This is a genomic window from Pasteurella oralis (genome assembly GCF_042681465.1).
GTDB classification, from domain to species: domain Bacteria; phylum Pseudomonadota; class Gammaproteobacteria; order Enterobacterales; family Pasteurellaceae; genus Pasteurella; species Pasteurella oralis.
Genome location: NZ_JBHUFP010000009.1, coordinates 107,549 through 125,577, shown reverse-complemented (window position 1 = coordinate 125,577; position 18,029 = coordinate 107,549). Strand labels below are relative to the sequence as shown.

Sequence of the window (18,029 nt, the reverse complement as noted above, 5' to 3'; positions counted from 1 at the left end):
GATAATCATTTTTATTTACACTTATTTTATTTAAGCATACAATAGCTAGGCGACTTTATTAACCAACAATATAAGGAGAAAATATGCGTAAATTAGTCGTTATCCTCAGTGCTATTATGTGTGGAATATTCACATCACCAGCCTATGCAAAATTCAAAGTCATCACGACTTTTACAGTTATTCAAGATATTGCTCAGAATGTTGCTGGTGACGCTGCGATTGTCGAATCTATCACAAAACCTGGCGCGGAAATTCATGATTATGAACCCACACCAAAAGATATTGTAAAAGCACAATCCGCAGATTTAATTTTATGGAATGGATTAAATTTAGAGCGTTGGTTTGAACGTTTTTTCCAAAACATTGAACAAAAACCTGCTGTTATCGTCACTGAAGGCATTACCCCAATTTCAATCTATGAAGGTCCATACAAAGATGCGCCAAATCCACATGCTTGGATGTCGACTTCAAATGCACTGATTTATATCGAAAATATCAAAAATGCATTAGTAAAATATGATCCACAACATGCGGAAGTATATATAAAAAATGCAGAAAATTATGCGAATAAAATCAAGTTGTTAGATCAACCGTTACGCGAAAAACTAGCACAAATTCCTCAGCAGCAACGTTGGTTAGTCACCAGTGAAGGCGCTTTCAGTTACTTAGCACAAGATTATGGTTTCCGCGAAGCATACTTATGGCCAATCAATGCTGAAGAGCAAGGCACACCACAGCAAGTCCGCCATGTTATTGAAACTGTAAGAAAAAATAATATTCCTGTTGTATTTAGTGAAAGTACAATTTCTGATAAGCCCGCGAAACAAGTAGCAAAAGAAACTGGCGCAAAATATGGCGGCGTATTATATGTCGACTCACTATCTACAGCCAAAGGGCCTGTGCCAACTTATATTGATTTATTAAATACTACAGTTTCAACTATTGTTAAAGGATTTGAAAAATAATGCCCTCTCCTACCCTTGCATCAATTTCAGTAAATGATGTCACTGTTCGCTATAATAACGGACATACTGCAATTTACGACATGACATTTCATTTAGTCGGCGGAACAACTTGCGCTTTGGTAGGAGTTAATGGTAGTGGCAAATCCACACTGTTCAAAAGCTTGATGGGATTGGTAAAGCCACAACAAGGCGAAATTAAGCTATGTGGTTTACCAATTTCATCTGCTCTCAAACAAAATCTAGTTTCTTATGTACCACAATCAGAAGATGTTGATTGGCAATTTCCTGTTTCTGTTTACGACGTGATCATGATGGGACGCTATGGCTATATGAACTTTCTACGAATTCCAACAGAAATAGATAAACAAAAAGTCAAACAAGCCATGCAAAGAGTCAATATTGAACATCTTGCACATCGCCAAATTGGTGAACTGTCTGGTGGGCAAAAAAAACGTGTTTTTTTAGCACGAGCACTCGCACAACAAAGTAAAATTATTCTATTAGATGAACCATTTACTGGTGTTGATGTTAAAACTGAAAATGCCATTATGGATCTATTGGATCAATTACGCAATGAAGGACATCTTATCCTGATTTCAACGCATAACTTAGGAACAATTCCTGATTTTTGCGACCAAGTTGTCATGATCAACCGTACCGTACTAGCAACAGGAAAAACAGAAACTACTTTTACACAGAAAAACCTTGAACTGGTTTTTGGTGGTGTATTAAGACATATTAAATTGCTCGGCAAAGATATTCATGATGATGAAGATAGCCGCTCTGTTACTGTATTGAGTGATGATGAGTTGCCAGCAGTATTCTATGGTGAGACTAAAAACGACCCACCAGCGCCTATTACTAAAAATCCAGAACAAAAAGGCGATAAATAATGTGGGACTTGTTGCTCGAACCTTTTCAATATAACTACATGACGAAAGCCATTATCCTGTCTGCTGCTGTAGGTGGTGTTTGTGCATTTTTATCTTCTTACTTAATGTTAAAAGGTTGGTCTTTGATTGGCGATGCACTTTCTCATTCTGTTGTCCCTGGAGTGGCAATTGCTTATGCACTTTCTTTACCCTACGCGTTAGGGGCATTTTTTTCTGGAATACTGGCTGCCCTGTCCATTCTCTGGATCAAGTCTATTACTAAATTACGTGAAGATGCTGTTATTGGTTTTATTTTTACAACATTCTTTGCATTAGGGCTATTGATTATCTCTTTGAATCCAACTTCGATTAATGTGCAAGATATCATTTTAGGTAATATTCTAGGTATTGCAGACGAAGATGTCACTCAAGTCACTATTATTATTGGTATTACATTAAGTTTACTCCTCATTTTTTGGAAAGATCTTTTATTGGTTTTCTTTGATGAAACCCATGCGACTTCGGTTGGCTTATCACCACTACGCTACAAAGTGCTTTTCTTTACCTTGCTAAGTGCTTGTGTCGTTGCTGCGCTCCAAACTGTTGGCGCAGTTTTAGTCATTGCAATGGTCATTACACCAGGGGCAACAGCTTATTTATTAACAGATCGATTCCGTACACTTGCTATCACTGCAACAAGTTTAGGTGTTAGTACTAGTGCTTTAGGCGTTTACATTAGCTATTTCTTAGATGGCGCAACAGGCGGACTTATTGTTTGTTTACAAACAGTCATTTTTTTACTCGCTTTCTTCTTTTCTCCTAAATATGGCGTGTTTCGACGTAAAAGTACGGTCAAAAATATTGTAGAAATGGAGACGAAAAATGGCTGATCTGATTCAATGGTTCATAGAACCATTCACTTACCCCTTTATGCAAAATGCATTGCTAACTGCACTCATTGTCGCCATTATTTGTGCAGCGCTTTCTTGTTATCTCGTTCTAAAAGGTTGGTCTTTGATGGGCGATGCCATTTCACATGCTGTATTACCCGGTATTGTTATTGCTTTTATGCTAGGACTACCACTTTCTATTGGTGCATTTGGAGCAGGTATTTTTTGTGCACTCAGTGTAGGATATTTAAAAGAAAATAGCCGAATCAAAGAAGATACTGTAATGGGTATTGTGTTCTCAGGCATGTTTGCTTTTGGTATTGTATTATTTACTAAAGTGGAAACAGAACAGCATTTATCCCATATTCTATTTGGCAATTTACTCGGTGTAAGTAATACAGAATTGCTACATACATTTCTCATCTCTGTCATCATTTTCATGACATTAATGTTAAAACGTCGTGATTTCTTACTTTATTGCTTTGATCCAAGCCACACTCGCGTGGCTGGATTATCGCCCAAACTTTTACATTATAGTTTGCTCATTTTATTAGCGCTTACTATCATTACTGCAATGCAAGTCGTGGGGGTTATTCTTGTTGTTGCGATGTTAATTTCGCCCGGTATCACTGCTTTTATTTTGAGTAAGCGTTTTGATTACATGCTAGCTATTGCAATTTGCATGTCAGTAGTAACAAGTATATTAGGTACAATCATGAGTTATCATATTGATGCAGCAACTGGACCTTGTATTATTTTATTACAGGCAGTTTGCTTTATGCTTGCCTTGATTTATCAAAAATTTAAACTACATCCCCTGACCTAAATTAATATCGTAATGAAAAATCTTGAAACTCATCGTCTGCCATATAATCTTGCTCAGACACATATTCTACTCGTGCAGTTCGAGGACCTTGCTTTAGCCAATGATATAGCTGTTGAAGTTGTGGTTGTGACCCGAATGCTACGACCTCAACACTTCCATCTTTACGATTGCGAACATAGCCTTTAATACCAATTTTAGTTGCTTCCTGCCAAGTAAAATAACGAAAACCAACGCCTTGTACGACGCCATGCACAAAAAATTGCTTTTTCAACATTTTTACCTCCTGATAGGACCTGTTGTTAAAAGTTTTAACAACATCACATTTTTTTCAACAAAAATAGACTTTGCTATTTTAATTTGTGCAAATATCGAATAGCATACACTCTAACACTTTAGTTAATAAAGTGTTTCAATTTTAAAAATTCTTTTCCTTACCAAGATAGGAGCAAATATGAAATTTCGTTTCGCTGCATTAGCAACCGCAGCTCTATTAACTAGCACAGCGAGCTTTGCAGGTGTCGTGACAAGTTCATCAAATATTGATTTCCTTGCTGTTGATGGACAAAAACCAGGTAAATCACTGCTAAAAGAAACACGCTCTTTTAATATCAGTGATACGCAGACTCACCAAGTCGTTGTTCGTGTTTCTGAAATTATTCGTTCTGGTTCTGACCGCACATTATTTGAATCTGATCCTATCGTTGTTACGTTCCAAGGTACAGCTGATGATATCATTATTTCAGCCCCTCGTTTAGAAACAGAAAGAGAGGCGAATACTTTTAAAAAATCGCCTAAAATTACTGTAAAAACAGTTTCTGGTTTAGAAGTTGCCACTAAACAAGAATATCTCAAGCAAGAAGGTTTCTTGCCAGGTGTTAACTTAGTTGAAAACTTATCTGAATATAACTCATCAGGTGCTCCAGCAGCAGTTGCTTCTTTAGCTAGTACAACTATGCCTGCAGCAATTCCTGGATTTGGAAAAGCACAAAAAGGTAAGATAACAGTACAAGGTGAAAATGTTGCAGAACAAATGTTGCAATATTGGTATCAACAAGCTGATAAAGAAACACAAAAACGTTTCTTAAATTGGGCAAAAAACCAAAAATAATCAATAACTGTTTTAAAAAGTGAGCTTGTCAGCTCACTTTTTCTTTATTTAATCTAGGAGGCGTCATGCAAAGCACTTATCGTACCCTATCCGCGCATAAACACATCGCCCTTGTCGCACATGATCACTGCAAACAGGATCTGATAAATTGGTGTAAAACTCACCGCACTTTACTATCGCAACACACCTTATATGCTACGGGTACCACTGGAAATTTGATCCATAATGAAACAAACTTACAGATTGAAAGCTTACTCAGTGGCCCTATGGGAGGAGACCAACAATTAGGTGGGTTAATTGCAGAAAAGAAAATTGATTTACTGATTTTCTTTTGGGATCCAATGAATGCGGTACCCCATGATCCTGATGTTAAAGCACTGATGCGCATTGCAACTGTTTGGAATATTCCTGTTGCAATGAATATGGCGACTGCCGATTTCCTAGTCACCTCACCATGTTTTAATCAAGTTACTGAAGTGCGAATTCCAGACTACGATGGCTATTTAAAAGCACGCTTAAAATAAACGCCCCTCTACTCACCACAAGAGGGTAGAAAATTAGTTTAACTTAACTTGTAGAAAAGTAGCTGTAGTCAACTTCTACAATTGCTATCTTTACTGCCCTCAAAAATACAATCATTCCAACAAATACATGCTTTTGGACCTATGTCTTTTCGACTAAATATCCTCAAATAACTCAAAAAACCGTTGCTTATACACGATAGGAGTTTATTATTACATCGATTGAGCCTCGCCAGTTCTATTTCTTAGGCTTGTGTTATCTTGTATTGCATCAAGTTAATACTTCAGTTTTATCTATAATATGCTTTACTCTTAACCATCCAATAATTACAATGTGAAACGAGTAGGATTACCTGCTACATCATTATTGTTATTATCTTTTTACATGGAACATTATTATGAAATCTAAGCTATTCATTTTGAAAACCTTATCACTTGTCTCTGTTTTAGCCACCGCCCAAACTGGTGAGTTTAATTTTTATGGCAAAGCAGGAATTGATTTAACTTCTCGTTTTGAAACAATGAGAGTGCGGCTAGAAAATATAGACTTTCCGACTTCTGCAAGTACTAAGAAAAATACATTTTCGCCAAGTATTTTTTTAGAAACAACTTATAATGTTTTGCCACAACTTGAAGTTGGTTTGGGTACAGGTTATATAAAACGTAAAGGTTTTGACCATTCTGCTTCTATTAATGAGCCTGGTGGCATAATTGAGAGAGAAACATATAAAATAAATCGTTACTCTTCTATTCCGCTGTATTTGACCCTTAAGCACAGCTTTGCTATTAATGATAATGCAAAAATTTACTATAAAAGCGATTTTGGGTATTCATTTAACAAAATACGTAATACGTCATATGCTATCCGTTCTTATAAAGGAAAAGATATAGTACAACCAGAATTTAAAGCACCTATTCATATGAAGGCTAAAAATGGTCTTTATTTAGGCTTAGCTATTGGAATTGAATATCAATCTTTCTTAGCTGAACTCGGATATTACCATACAAACTCAGCAATTACTTACCAATCTGATTATCGTCCACAGCATACTAAACATGTCCATAATTCATACAAAAATGACGCATTACGTCTATCTTTTGGTATTAAATTTTAAACGACATTTATATAAGCCAAAGCCGTCTATAGACGGCTTTTTTATGTTTTAAACTGAATAACAGAAAATCATTAATGACATTATCAGAGCAAATAACAAAACAAACAGAGCAAATTTTATTCCTCTGATAAGCATAATCATGCTGCTCACTATCCACTTTTTTAAACGCCGTTTCCCTCTCAATTTAGAGTAACATAGAGATGTCACTCTCAAAGTGCGGTCTGTTTTTGTAAAATTTAACTAAATCATTATAATGTAGCTTGATAGTAGCCTATCCGTATAATGCTATCTTTTAGTGTTTATTTCAATTTACGTTTGGAGGGTAAATCACAATGGCATTAATTTTAAATATTCTTAACTTTGTACTCGGTGGCTTTGTCACAACATTAGGTTGGTTACTCGCTACCGCGGTCAGCGCAATTCTTATTATTACATTGCCTTATACAAGAAGCTGTTGGGAAATCAGTAAAATGTCATTAATGCCTTTTGGCAATGATATTATTCATGTGAAATATCTTGAGCCAACCAGCGCAATTGGTAACTCTTTAGGCACTGTGCTAAACATCTTCTGGTTTATCTTTTTTGGTTGGTGGCTTTGTTTGTGTCATATTTTTTCTGGCATTGCACAATGCTTAACTATTATCGGTATCCCTGTCGGACTTGCTAACTTTAAATTAGCCAGTATTGCTTTGTTGCCTGTTGGACAACGCGTGGTCTCCAAAGAAGTTGCTGAAATTGCAAGACAACAAGCAGCACAGCAACATTACAATAACCATTACAAATAAGCGAAAGGACTTGAATGAACAACTGGCTGAATGCAAAAGTAATTGCCACAATCCCTATTTTTATTGCGGTTAATATCGCAGCCTTTGCTATTTGGTTATTTAATATTTCACAACAAAGCATGCCATTGATCTTAGGGATTATCGCAGGTGGTTTAGTTGATCTTGATAACCGCTTAACTGGTCGGCTTAAAAATGTATTTTATACACTTATTGCTTTCTCTATTTCTTCACTCGTTGTTCAAATCAGTATTGGTAATGGCTTTCAATTTACGTTGCTAATGACAGCCATTACTTTTCTTTTCACTATGGTTGGAGCAATTGGTCAACGCTATAGTACAATTGCATTTGGCACACTTGTTATCGCCTTGTACACCACCTTATCTTACACGCCTGATACGATTTGGTTCATCAATCCAATCATGATTTTATGTGGTACTCTGCTCTATAGCATAACCACATTAATTGTTCATCTGTTTTTTCCTAATCGTCCAGTACAAGAAAGTATGGCAAAATCCTTTCTTGCTTTAGGCGAATATTTAGATGCCAAAGCGCTATTTTTCGATCCTGATGATATAGAGCAATTAGGTAATAAAGAAGTCAACTTAGCCATGAAGGATAGTACATTAGTTGAAGCATTTAATTCAGCACGTACCGCTCTGTTTTATCGTATCCGTGGTCAACACCGCCATAGTCGAACCACAAAAATGATTCGCTATTATTTTGCTGCACAAGATATTCATGAACGCGCTAATTCCAGTTTGTTCAATTATCAAGCTATTGCAGAACAACTGAAAAATACCGATCTTATCTTTCGTATCCAACGCTTGTTTGAATTGCAAGCGCAAGCTTGCCGTGAAATTGGTTTAAGTTTGCAACAAAACAAAGAATATAACTATAACAATAAAGTTGAGAAAGCGATTTTAGGACTCAATCAATCTTTCGAATTTTATGCACAAACCCATCTTGAAAATGAACAAATTTTACTCAACCTTAAAACATTGATCGAAAGTTTACAAGCCGTAGAATGGCAATTAAGTCATTTAGATCAAGAATCTAACCAAAATGAACGTTCTGCGACAGCACAAATTCATACAGAACAGATACGTGGACTCAGTAATATTCTCTATACAATTAAAAGTCACTGCCACTTTAATTCACAATTATTCCGTCACGCTGTACGATTATCTATCGTCGTATTCACCTCTTGCGCTATAGTAGAATTCTTCCAACTCGATCGAGGTTACTGGATCTTATTAACTTCAGTTTTTGTTTGCCAACCAAATTACTCTGCGACGAAAATGCGTTTAAGACAACGTATCATTGGTACAATTTTAGGTGTCATCATTGGCTCATTATTACCTTATATTAATCCGACTCTGGAATTACAGTTGGGATTAATCGTCACAACCAGTACTTTATTTTTCTTCTTTAGAAGTAATAATTACAGTTTTTCAACATTCTTTATCACGTTACAAGTCTTAATCAGTTTTGATGTCATGGGGTTTGATATTCATGAAGCAATGTATTCTCGTGTCCTAGACACTTTCATTGGTGCGGCGATTGCTTGGTTTGCTGTGTCTTACTTATGGCCTGATTGGAAATATCTTCAACTGGACAAAGTCAGCCGCCAAGCGATTAAAAGTGATGCCAAATATCTACTTTATATCATTAGCCAGTTACAATTTGGTAAAGGGGATAATTTGAAATATCGCATTGTGCGCCGTCACGCCCATGAGAATGCAACAGCGTTAAGTACAACAATATCAAATATGAATAATGAGCCGAAAAAATATCAAGCACATTTACGAAAAGGATTTGAGCTACTCAAAATAAATTATTCACTGTTAAGTTATATTTCTGCATTAGGTGCATACCGTAGTAATATGAAACAATTACAACAAAATACAGCATTTCTCTCCGGTTTTTATCCGATCGCAAAAAAAATTATCTATGTATTAGAACATATTGAAAAGCTCAGACCTGAGGTGTTCACTAAGCTACAAGAAAGAATTAAACAGGATTTAAAACAAGCTAACGCGCAACAATGTGAACATTTATTACAACCGCAATTTAGTGTGCCAATTCAACAACTTAATATGATTAGTCAAATATTGCCGTCACTTTATAGCACTTTCCAGCAAATGAAATTAGACATCAAGCAAGATTAAAATTGCTGCATCGCCACCCCATTCTTTCGGTGCCTGATGTAAAGCTCGAATTTTAGGATGTTGCACTAACCAACGTGGAATTTGACGCTTCAGCACATAAGAACCATAACCTGTCATGACACTTGCACAATAAATATGTTCGTTTTCACAAGCTTGAATCAAACTAGCCAATTCCAATTTAGCTTGTTCGCGAGTTAACCCGTGTAAATCGAGAAATAATTCAGGCGAGAAATCACCTCGCCGCAATTGTTTTAACAAATGGGAATCTTCCCCTTCTCGCAAATATTTCACCGCACATTCTTCATTCAACAGAGGTTCATATTCATCAGAAAAATAAAATAACGTATCTTCTTGTTCACGAATTTGTTTTAACGGTGATTTCTTTATTTTTTTATTCTGACGAGGTGCAACAAAAGTATCTTGTTTTAAGGCTTTCACACCTTGAGTTACTGTACGAAATAACTCAATATCTTCTGGTTCTAGCATACTCACTTTAGCCTAATTGTTAACATTTTATTATGATAACACATTATTATTTGCGTCGATTTCCAAAATTTAATTGAATATGGTATAACTACGCCACTTTTCTCTTTTAGTAACAGGCATACTATGGCATATAACCAAGATCTTATTGAAACCATTATCTCTGATCAGGTACATCATGAATTACATTCTATCCAAGATTTCTTACGCTGGACTTACAGCACATTTAATCGCGCAGATATTTATTATGGTCATGGTTATGACAATGCTTGGGATGAAGCATTACAGCTTGTTTTAACTACACTTGACTTACCTATTGATTTTCCTGCTGAGCTATATGGAGCTAATTTAACTCGTACGGAGAAAGAAGTCCTCTTGCGCCTCGTCATTCAACGCATTGAAAAGCGCATTCCTGTTGCTTATCTTACTAAGCAAGCATGGTTTTGCGGTTTAAACTTCTATATTGATGAACGTGTTATCATACCGCGTTCGCCAATTAGTGCACTCATCCAAACTGGCTTCGCCAATTTATTAACAACAGAGCCAAAACGTATTCTAGACATGTGTACTGGTAGTGGCTGCATAGCCATAGCTTGTGCAGAACAATTTCCACAAGCGGAAGTGGACGCGGTTGATCTTTCTGCTGATGCATTAAGTGTTGCTGAAATCAATATTGAGCGTCATAACATGCTACATCGTGTATATCCAATACAATCAGACTTATTTAATGATTTACCCAAAGATCAATATGATCTGATTGTGACGAACCCACCTTATGTTGACATGGAAGACTTGGCTGATATGCCAAAAGAATTTCAGCATGAACCAGAAATGGCATTAGGCTCGGGTATTGATGGACTAGATATCACTAAACGTATTCTCGCCGCAGCACTAGATTATTTAGCAGATAATGGTGTATTAGTTTGCGAAGTGGGTAACAGTATGGTGCATCTTATGGAGCAATATCCACAAATTGCATTTAACTGGGTTGAACTAAAAAACGGTGGAGTAGGTATTTTTGCTATAACTAAAGCCGAGCTTATTAAGCATCATACTTTATTTCAATAAGCATTAACAAAAGTGCGGTCTGTTTTTACAAAATTTTAAGAACAAATATTTAGGCAAAAAGACCGATTATTAAATCGGTCTTTTCGTTTTACTGTAAAAAGATTAGAAGAATACGCGTAAACCAACGCCGTATTTATTATCTCTCTCTTTAGTGACTGGGTACATATTATCACGTGAACGCACATTGGCATATTCAACGTAAGTCACCACATTTTTGTGGAATTGGTAATCAACACCAGCTAAATAAACCTGTTCTGTGATTTTATTATTACTAGCATCAATATCTTGATTACGTTGCCATTGCAAATACACTTTTGATGGCTCCATTACTTGATATTTTGCACCGACTAAAATATGCTTCGATTTAGAATTAAAAGTATCTAGAAACTCTAAGCGTGTCTGACCATATTCCGCTGCAAGCGCTGCTGGTCCGTAGGATACTTCAGTCGCAACACGCCACATGCTGCGTTTATTTGAAGTTGCAGTTGGGCGATATGCGTAGCCATTATCCTGAGTATCTACTGAATAACCAGCATTTAAATTAAATACTAAATCTTGCATTAACTCACGATTATAAAATACCGCAACACCATAGCCATATTTATAATCACTTCGTGGTTCTAATTGTGTTTTCTTCCTCGCATTACCAAATAAGTAATCTGCACCAAAGCTAAAACCATGCCATTCTGCGGAACGGAATTTTACTGATTTACCCGCATCTTCAGGTAAGTTATTATTACCACCAAAAGTGTAAGCATAATCACCTAATTGAACATCATCACCATTTGTTGTCTGTTTACCAAAAGTTAATGTACCAATTGGTTCATAAGTAAATCCTGCATAGAGTTTATCAACAGTAGGATTACCAATTGAATCACTAGTACTCTCTACACCTTGACCAAAACGAATTTCTAATCCACCTAACGCAGATAAACCATTTCCTAAATTATGACTCGCTTTAACTTCTAAACGTGAATCATCATTACGTAGATCACCACGCTGATTATCACCAAATTTACCTAAAACAAGACGTACTGAGCCACCAACTTCCACTTTAGTACCATCTTGTTCGTAAACAGTCGCTGCACTAACTGAAGTCGCTGTCACAGCTGTGATTGCTAGTGTAATTAATGTTTTTTTCATACAGCCTATTCCTTTTCAGAATCTTTATTAACTAAGTTAACTCTTAATTAATAATTAAAGAGTTGTCCAAATCAGCTTCATATGAAGTCGATTTTAATTATACTGGCAAAGAAATAAGCAGATGTCAAATAAAAAAGCTGATGAAAACTCATCAGCTTTATCTCTATATGAAGCTAAATATTAGAAAAACACACGTAAACCAACACCAATTTTCTTATCTTTTACTGTTGGATCTAGATGATCTTGCGGCTTAAATTTAAATGTACCTCCTTCTAAATAAGTCAATACATTTTTGTTTAACTGGTAATCAATACCAGCAATATAACCACGTAATCTCACTGTTCTGTCATAGGTTGTAACCGCTTTACCCCAAATAAAATCAGTATAAATCTTTGATTGTGGGATAAATTGGTACTTTAATCCTAACTCAATTTCACTAATTCGTTTGAACACATCATCCATCTGATTATTAGCTGGGTGCTTTTGATCACGCCAAGTCATTGTTGCAACATCACCGCTTTTTGCTCTTGAATAATCTAACGCAATAGCAAACTCTTTGTAAGATAATTCACCACCAACAGTCCATACTTTTTCATTAACGTCAAGCATTGCATCGCCAACTTTTTTACTACTATATCCAACAGCAAATCCCAATCCAAATTCACCTATGGTTCTATTGTAAAGTGCTCCTAATACATAACCGTAGTTATTAATATTTTTCTCACCATTTGCTTCTTGTTTAGCTGGAGATTCATCAAATACATAGTCTGCGCCAAAACTAAAACCATTAAAATCAGCTGATTTGAAATGAATAACTTTATCACCTTCTGTAATCAATTGATTCACACTACCTAAATTATAAGTATAATCAGACAATTCAATTTCATCACCAATAGTTAACTGTTTACCAAAAGTTAATGTACCCACTTTTTCATAGTTAAACCCTGCAAATAAGCGCGCCACTTTCATTTTATCGCCAATACCTACATCACTAAAACGAAGTTGAGCTTGAGCTAATGCAGTTAAACCATGCTCTAAGTTATGAGTGACATCAAAAGTAACACGTGAACCACTATCTTTTAAATCTGTACGCTTATTTGTTTCTTTTTGTAAAAGTAAACGAACAGATCCACTTAAATCAACTTTTGTGCCATCTTGATTAAATATAGTTGCTGCATTTGCTGAAGCAGTAGCTAATGCTGACACGACTAATGCAATAATTGTTTTTTTCATATAAAACTCCCTTTTAGAATTATCAGTTATTCAAATATCAGAGCAAAGAATCACGGCAAATAGTTACAACCTTAAAATATTGTAACAGTTATCTTTACATATCATTACAAAACAAAATTCATTGAATAAAAAGCCAGTGAATGTCACTGGCTTTTATGATATAACTTCAAATAATTAGAAGAATACGCGTAAACCTACACCAACTTTATTATCTTTTTCTGTCACACCATCTTCTTTATATCTGAATGTACCAGCTTCTAAATATGTGACAACTTGTTTGTGTAATTTATAATCTACACCAGCAATATAACCACGTAATTTAACATTGCTAGTTTCATCTTTTGCTTTACCCCAAATAACATCAGCGTAAACTTTAGATGCTTCAACGATTTGATATTTTAAACCTAATTCAAATTCACGTACTTTATTGTACATTACGCCATCACGCCATTTCACTTGTTCTGCTTTATTAGAGCTTTTCACTTGTGAATAATCTAAAGCTACAGCAAAAGGTCCATAAGAGAATTCAGTACCTGCAGTCACTGCTTTATTACTTACATTTTCTGCTACTTTTTGTTGGCTATAACCAGCTTCAACGGCAAAGCCAAATTCACCCATTTTTCTGTTATATAATGCACCTAATACATACGCATTTTTATTAACATTTTTCTTATTATTAGCTGTATCATATTTAGCTGGATCTTGTGCAAATACATAGTCTGCACCGAAGCTAAAGCCATTGAAATCTGCAGATTTAAAGTGAATTACTTTATCACCAGCACTAACTAACTTATTCACACCACCTAAGTTATAAGTGTAGTCTGATAAACCGATGTCATCACCGATGGTTAATTGTTTACCAAATGTTAATGTACCAACACCTTCATAGCCAAAACCTGCATAAAGACGTTTAACATGGATGCTATCACCAAAGTTTTTATCGCTGAAACGTAATTCAGTATAAGCTAATGCACTTAAACCTGAACCTAAGTCGTGGCTTGCTTTGAAAGAAACACGTGAACCTTTATCTTTTAAATCGGTACGATTATCAGTTTCTTTTTGTAAAAGTAAACGAACAGAACCACCTACTTCTACTTTGGTTCCATCTTGGTTATAAACTACTGCTGCGTTTGCTGAAGTTGCAGCTAAAGCCGCTACTGCTAATGCTACGATTGTCTTTTTCATAAAATCACTACCTTGTTGTTGGAGTTTTATAACTTAATTAAGTAACGAGTCACTTAATCAACCTAAAATCGACGTTGAAACTATTGCTAGTTTCGTAATTTTTGCAAATGCAAGATAACAAAGCTCCTATATATTGTCAAAATAATGTTCAATTCTGATATTTTTATTTTTTCATTACAAAACAACAAGTTAATTAAAATCTAAATAAATAAATTCAAATTAAAAATGTTAGGAAGATCACAAATATAAAGATTTCTTAATAAAAATGAACTTTCTTCAAACAAGTTAACACATTGATTTTAAATAAAAATAAAGCAATAACACGGTAAATCAATGGATGTTCAATAGAAAAAATAGTCAATTTTCAAAAGTTCATTTCAATTTTGTGATCCATGTCACAATTTTACTAATTGATGTCTAAAGAATCACCTAATTTTTAGCTCTTTTAATTAATAAATAAAATAAATCTTCTCTTTAAAAAACAAGGAGAAACAAACAAAATATTATAATAATCACGCTAAAAATAACTTCTTATTATAAAAGAAATATCACACTATCCATCAGTTTTTCTAAAGTTCGATTCTTATGCGTCTATTATTTCGACTAACCCAAATTTTTTATTGTTCTCAAAACAATAAATAGCGATAATATGCCTCTTAAATTCAGGGCGCTTATCATTTTACCAGCCCAATAAAATAGAATTATGACTGAATATATCCTACTCATTATTAGTACAGCATTAATTAACAACTTCGTCCTCGTTAAGTTTCTAGGGCTCTGTCCTTTTATGGGCGTTTCAAAAAAAATTGAAACTGCTATTGGTATGAGTTTGGCAACTATGTTTGTGCTAACTGTTGCTTCTATTTCAGCCTATTTAATCGATACCTATATCCTTTACCCATTAAGTGCGACTTTTCTACGCACTCTTGTTTTTATCTTAGTTATTGCAGTTGTGGTACAATTTACTGAAATGGTCATCAACAAAACCAGCCCAACTCTTTATCGTTTATTAGGTATCTTTCTTCCTTTAATTACCACTAATTGCGCTGTACTTGGTGTCGCACTATTAAATATTAACTTAGCACATAACTTAACGCAGTCAGTAATTTATGGGTTTGGTGCCTCACTTGGCTTTGGTCTAGTCTTAATTTTATTTGCTGCATTGCGTGAGCGGCTAGCTGCTGCAGATGTTCCATCAATATTTAAAGGTGCTTCAATTGCATTAATTACCGCAGGTTTAATGTCGTTAGCTTTTATGGGCTTTACTGGATTAGTGAGACTATAATGACTTCAACAGTATATTTAATCCTGATTACTATTGCTGTGCTTGCACTTATTTTCGGTGCAATCTTAGGTTTTGCTTCAGTAAAGCTTAAAGTCGAAGCTGATCCCATTGTAGAAAAAATCGATGCCTTATTACCTCAAAGTCAATGTGGGCAATGCGGTTATCCTGGTTGTAAGCCCTATGCTGAAGCCATTGCAAATGGTGATGATATCACTAAATGTATTCCTGGTGGTCAAACTGTGATTATTAACATTGCGGAATTAATGGGTGTTGACCCACCATCAATAGATATTGATGGAGATCCCGTACCGATGGTTGCCTTTATTGATGAAGAAATGTGCATAGGTTGTACTAAATGCATACAAGCCTGCCCCGTTGATGCGATTATTGGCACCAATAAAGCCATGCATACTATTATTCCTGATCTCTGCACCGGTTGTGAGCTTTGTGTACCACCTTGCCCAACAGATTGTATTTCAATGATCAAAGTTGAAAAAAATATTGATAATTGGAATTGGAAATTCGATCCCAAACTCGTTATTCCTATCGTTGATACCACAACAACACAAAAGAAAATGATCAAAGGGGAATAATATGGATATTTTAGCACGTTTTAATTCTGGTAAGTTGTGGGATTTCAAAGGTGGTATTCACCCACCGGAGCGTAAATCACAATCAAACCATAAACCTATTCGCTCTGCAAAACTCGTCGACAAACTGTATATTCCCATTAAACAACATGCAGGTTTTGAAGGGAACTTACTAGTAAATGTGGGAGATTATGTTTTTAAAGGGCAACCTCTCACTCAAGGTGATGGTTTACGAACACTCCCTGTTCATGCTTCAACCTCTGGTTTTATCACAGCCATTGCACCCCATGTTGCGCCACATCCTTCTGGTTTAACAGAACTTTGTGTACATCTTGAAGCCGATGGTCAAGATCAATGGCGCCAACGACAACCTATTGACGATTTCTTGGCTCAAACCCCAGAGCAACTGATTGAAAAAATTTACCAAGCAGGTATAGCTGGGTTAGGCGGTGCAGTATTTCCTACTGCAGCCAAAATTCATTCTGCTGAAAAACAAATCAAACTATTAATTATTAATGGTGCAGAATGTGAGCCTTATATCACTTGTGATGATAGGCTGATGCGTGATTACCCAGAGGAAATCATCGAAGGCACTCGTATTCTACGTTACATTTTACGTCCTGAGAAAGTAGTTATTGCTATTGAAGATAACAAGCCAGAGGCAGCTAAAGCATTACGCCAAGCATTACAGGGCGCTAATGATATTGAAATCCGTGTGATCCCAACTAAATACCCTTCTGGTGCAGCAAAACAACTTATTCAAGTCTTGACGGGGATGGAAGTACCTAGTGGTCAACGTTCTTCAAGTATTGGTGTACTTATGCAAAATGTCGGGACTGCTTTTGCAATCAAACGTGCAGTAATGGATGATGAACCCTTAATTGAACGTGTTGTCACTTTAACAGGTGATAAAGTACGCAAGAAAGGGAACTATTGGGTGCGTTTAGGCACACCTATTTACCAATTATTACAACAAGTCGATTATCAATATGATGCCCGTTTTCCTGTTTTTATGGGAGGACCGATGATGGGCTTTATTCTACCCGATTTAAATGCGCCAGTGACTAAAATGACTAACTGTTTGTTAGCTCCAGATCACTTTGAATATGCTCCACCAGCACCAGAACAATCCTGTATCCGTTGTTCAGCTTGTTCAGACGCTTGCCCAGTTAACTTAATGCCACAGCAACTTTATTGGTTTGCGCGCAGTGAAGATCACGAAAAATCAGAACAATATGCTTTAAAAGATTGTATAGAATGTGGATTATGTGCTTATGTTTGCCCAAGTCATATCCCACTTATTCAATACTTCCGTCAAGAAAAAGCTAAAATTTGGGAAATTAAACAAAAAGCTAAACAGGCGGAAGACGCTAAAATTCGTTTTGAAGCACGACAAGCTCGTTTAGAACGTGAAGAGCAAGAACGTAAAGCTCGTTCACAAAAAGCGATGGAAGCACGTCGTCAAGAAATGAAATCAGAAAACGGAGTTGATCCTGTACTGGCAGCACTTGAGCGTTTGAAAGCGAAAAAGACAGAAAGTAGTGATACAACAAAAGCCGAAGTAAAAACAATTATTAGTGAAAAAGGTGAATTATTACCAGACAATAGCGATATTATGGCACAACGCAAAGCGCGTCGTTTGGCTCGTCAACAAGACATGAAATCACAAGATAATAATAGTGCACAAGAAAACCAAACTTCTGAAAATTCAACCGCACTTGAATTAACGATTGATCCCCAAAAAGCTGCTGTGGCTGCCGCTGTTGCCAGAGCAAAAGCGAAAAAAGCCGCA

The 18,029-nt window shown here is 35.9% G+C and carries 18 protein-coding genes; 13 read left to right on the top strand and 5 right to left on the bottom strand.

Annotated elements, in window-relative coordinates; genetic code table 11:
- Nucleotides 1-83 precede the first annotated feature (83 nt).
- The 4 genes from ACFSAV_RS07210 to ACFSAV_RS07195 are packed head-to-tail and all read left to right on the top strand — an operon-like array spanning nt 84 to nt 3,553.
- Entirely contained in the window at nt 84-965 is an 882-nt protein-coding gene (locus ACFSAV_RS07210) for a metal ABC transporter substrate-binding protein (protein ID WP_379097890.1), read from the top strand.
- Nucleotides 965-1,858: an ATP-binding cassette domain-containing protein gene (locus ACFSAV_RS07205; RefSeq protein WP_379097887.1), complete on the top strand. Its 894-nt coding sequence runs from the start codon at nt 965-967 to the stop codon at nt 1,856-1,858. The genes ACFSAV_RS07210 and ACFSAV_RS07205 overlap by 1 nt, the downstream gene beginning before the upstream one ends.
- Nucleotides 1,858-2,727 carry a metal ABC transporter permease gene (locus tag ACFSAV_RS07200; protein WP_379097885.1) on the top strand — a complete coding sequence of 290 codons (870 nt, stop codon included), beginning with the start codon at nt 1,858-1,860 and terminating at the stop codon, nt 2,725-2,727. The genes ACFSAV_RS07205 and ACFSAV_RS07200 overlap by 1 nt, the downstream gene beginning before the upstream one ends.
- On the top strand, nt 2,720-3,553 hold the full coding sequence (locus ACFSAV_RS07195; RefSeq protein WP_379097882.1) for a metal ABC transporter permease: 834 nt from the start codon (nt 2,720-2,722) through the stop codon (nt 3,551-3,553). Before ACFSAV_RS07200 ends, ACFSAV_RS07195 begins: the two co-directional genes overlap by 8 nt.
- A gap of 1 nt (nt 3,554) precedes the next feature.
- Here ACFSAV_RS07195 and ACFSAV_RS07190 read toward each other — a convergent pair whose 3' ends face one another.
- Nucleotides 3,555-3,827, bottom strand: coding sequence for an acylphosphatase (locus ACFSAV_RS07190; RefSeq protein ID WP_101775812.1), 273 nt, complete (start codon nt 3,825-3,827; stop codon nt 3,555-3,557).
- A gap of 177 nt (nt 3,828-4,004) precedes the next feature.
- Between ACFSAV_RS07190 and ACFSAV_RS07185 the strand changes: the two genes are divergently transcribed.
- From ACFSAV_RS07185 to yccS, 5 genes are all read left to right on the top strand, one after another.
- Nucleotides 4,005-4,661, top strand: a complete 657-nt coding sequence (locus tag ACFSAV_RS07185) for a curli polymerization inhibitor CsgI-related protein (protein WP_101775811.1) — start codon at nt 4,005-4,007, stop codon at nt 4,659-4,661.
- Nucleotides 4,662-4,726: 65 nt separating this feature from the next.
- Nucleotides 4,727-5,185, top strand: coding sequence for a methylglyoxal synthase (gene mgsA, locus ACFSAV_RS07180; protein ID WP_101775810.1), 459 nt, complete (start codon nt 4,727-4,729; stop codon nt 5,183-5,185).
- 395 nt (nt 5,186-5,580) lie between these two features.
- Nucleotides 5,581-6,297, top strand: a complete 717-nt coding sequence (locus ACFSAV_RS07175) for a hypothetical protein (protein WP_379097878.1) — start codon at nt 5,581-5,583, stop codon at nt 6,295-6,297.
- 332 nt (nt 6,298-6,629) lie between these two features.
- A complete protein-coding gene (locus ACFSAV_RS07170; protein WP_379097875.1) occupies nt 6,630-7,082 on the top strand; it encodes a YccF domain-containing protein in 453 nt (150 codons plus the stop codon).
- Between the two features lie 14 nt (nt 7,083-7,096).
- Complete coding sequence (gene yccS / locus ACFSAV_RS07165) at nt 7,097-9,250, top strand: YccS family putative transporter (RefSeq protein ID WP_101775807.1); 2,154 nt, start codon at nt 7,097-7,099, stop codon at nt 9,248-9,250.
- Here yccS and smrB read toward each other — a convergent pair.
- Complete coding sequence (gene smrB / locus ACFSAV_RS07160; RefSeq protein ID WP_379097872.1) at nt 9,230-9,736, bottom strand: endonuclease SmrB; 507 nt, start codon at nt 9,734-9,736, stop codon at nt 9,230-9,232. The two genes, yccS and smrB, sit on opposite strands and share 21 nt — an antisense overlap.
- Nucleotides 9,737-9,859: 123 nt before the next feature.
- On the opposite strand from smrB, the gene prmB reads away from it, so the two are divergent.
- Nucleotides 9,860-10,801 carry a 50S ribosomal protein L3 N(5)-glutamine methyltransferase gene (gene prmB, locus ACFSAV_RS07155; protein ID WP_379097870.1) on the top strand — a complete coding sequence of 314 codons (942 nt, stop codon included), beginning with the start codon at nt 9,860-9,862 and terminating at the stop codon, nt 10,799-10,801.
- A gap of 102 nt (nt 10,802-10,903) precedes the next feature.
- On the opposite strand, the gene ACFSAV_RS07150 is transcribed toward prmB, so the two are convergent.
- From ACFSAV_RS07150 to ACFSAV_RS07140, 3 genes are all read right to left on the bottom strand, one after another.
- Nucleotides 10,904-11,944, bottom strand: a complete 1,041-nt coding sequence (locus tag ACFSAV_RS07150; RefSeq protein ID WP_379097867.1) for a porin — start codon at nt 11,942-11,944, stop codon at nt 10,904-10,906.
- 180 nt (nt 11,945-12,124) lie between these two features.
- Nucleotides 12,125-13,177 carry a porin gene (locus tag ACFSAV_RS07145; protein ID WP_101775803.1) on the bottom strand — a complete coding sequence of 351 codons (1,053 nt, stop codon included), beginning with the start codon at nt 13,175-13,177 and terminating at the stop codon, nt 12,125-12,127.
- Between the two features lie 174 nt (nt 13,178-13,351).
- On the bottom strand, nt 13,352-14,362 hold the full coding sequence (locus ACFSAV_RS07140; RefSeq protein WP_101775802.1) for a porin: 1,011 nt from the start codon (nt 14,360-14,362) through the stop codon (nt 13,352-13,354).
- A 703-nt stretch (nt 14,363-15,065) separates the two neighbouring features.
- Between ACFSAV_RS07140 and rsxA the strand changes: the two genes are divergently transcribed.
- The 3 genes from rsxA to rsxC form a co-directional block, all read left to right on the top strand.
- The gene (rsxA, locus tag ACFSAV_RS07135; protein WP_379097863.1) at nt 15,066-15,647 is read left to right on the top strand and encodes an electron transport complex subunit RsxA; all 582 of its coding nucleotides are present in this window, start codon (nt 15,066-15,068) and stop codon (nt 15,645-15,647) included.
- A complete protein-coding gene (gene rsxB, locus ACFSAV_RS07130) occupies nt 15,644-16,240 on the top strand; it encodes an electron transport complex subunit RsxB (RefSeq protein ID WP_379098054.1) in 597 nt (198 codons plus the stop codon). The genes rsxA and rsxB overlap by 4 nt, the downstream gene beginning before the upstream one ends.
- Nucleotide 16,241: 1 nt before the next feature.
- The coding region (gene rsxC, locus ACFSAV_RS07125) for an electron transport complex subunit RsxC (RefSeq protein ID WP_379097860.1) at nt 16,242-18,029 on the top strand (1,788 nt) is incomplete at its 3' end.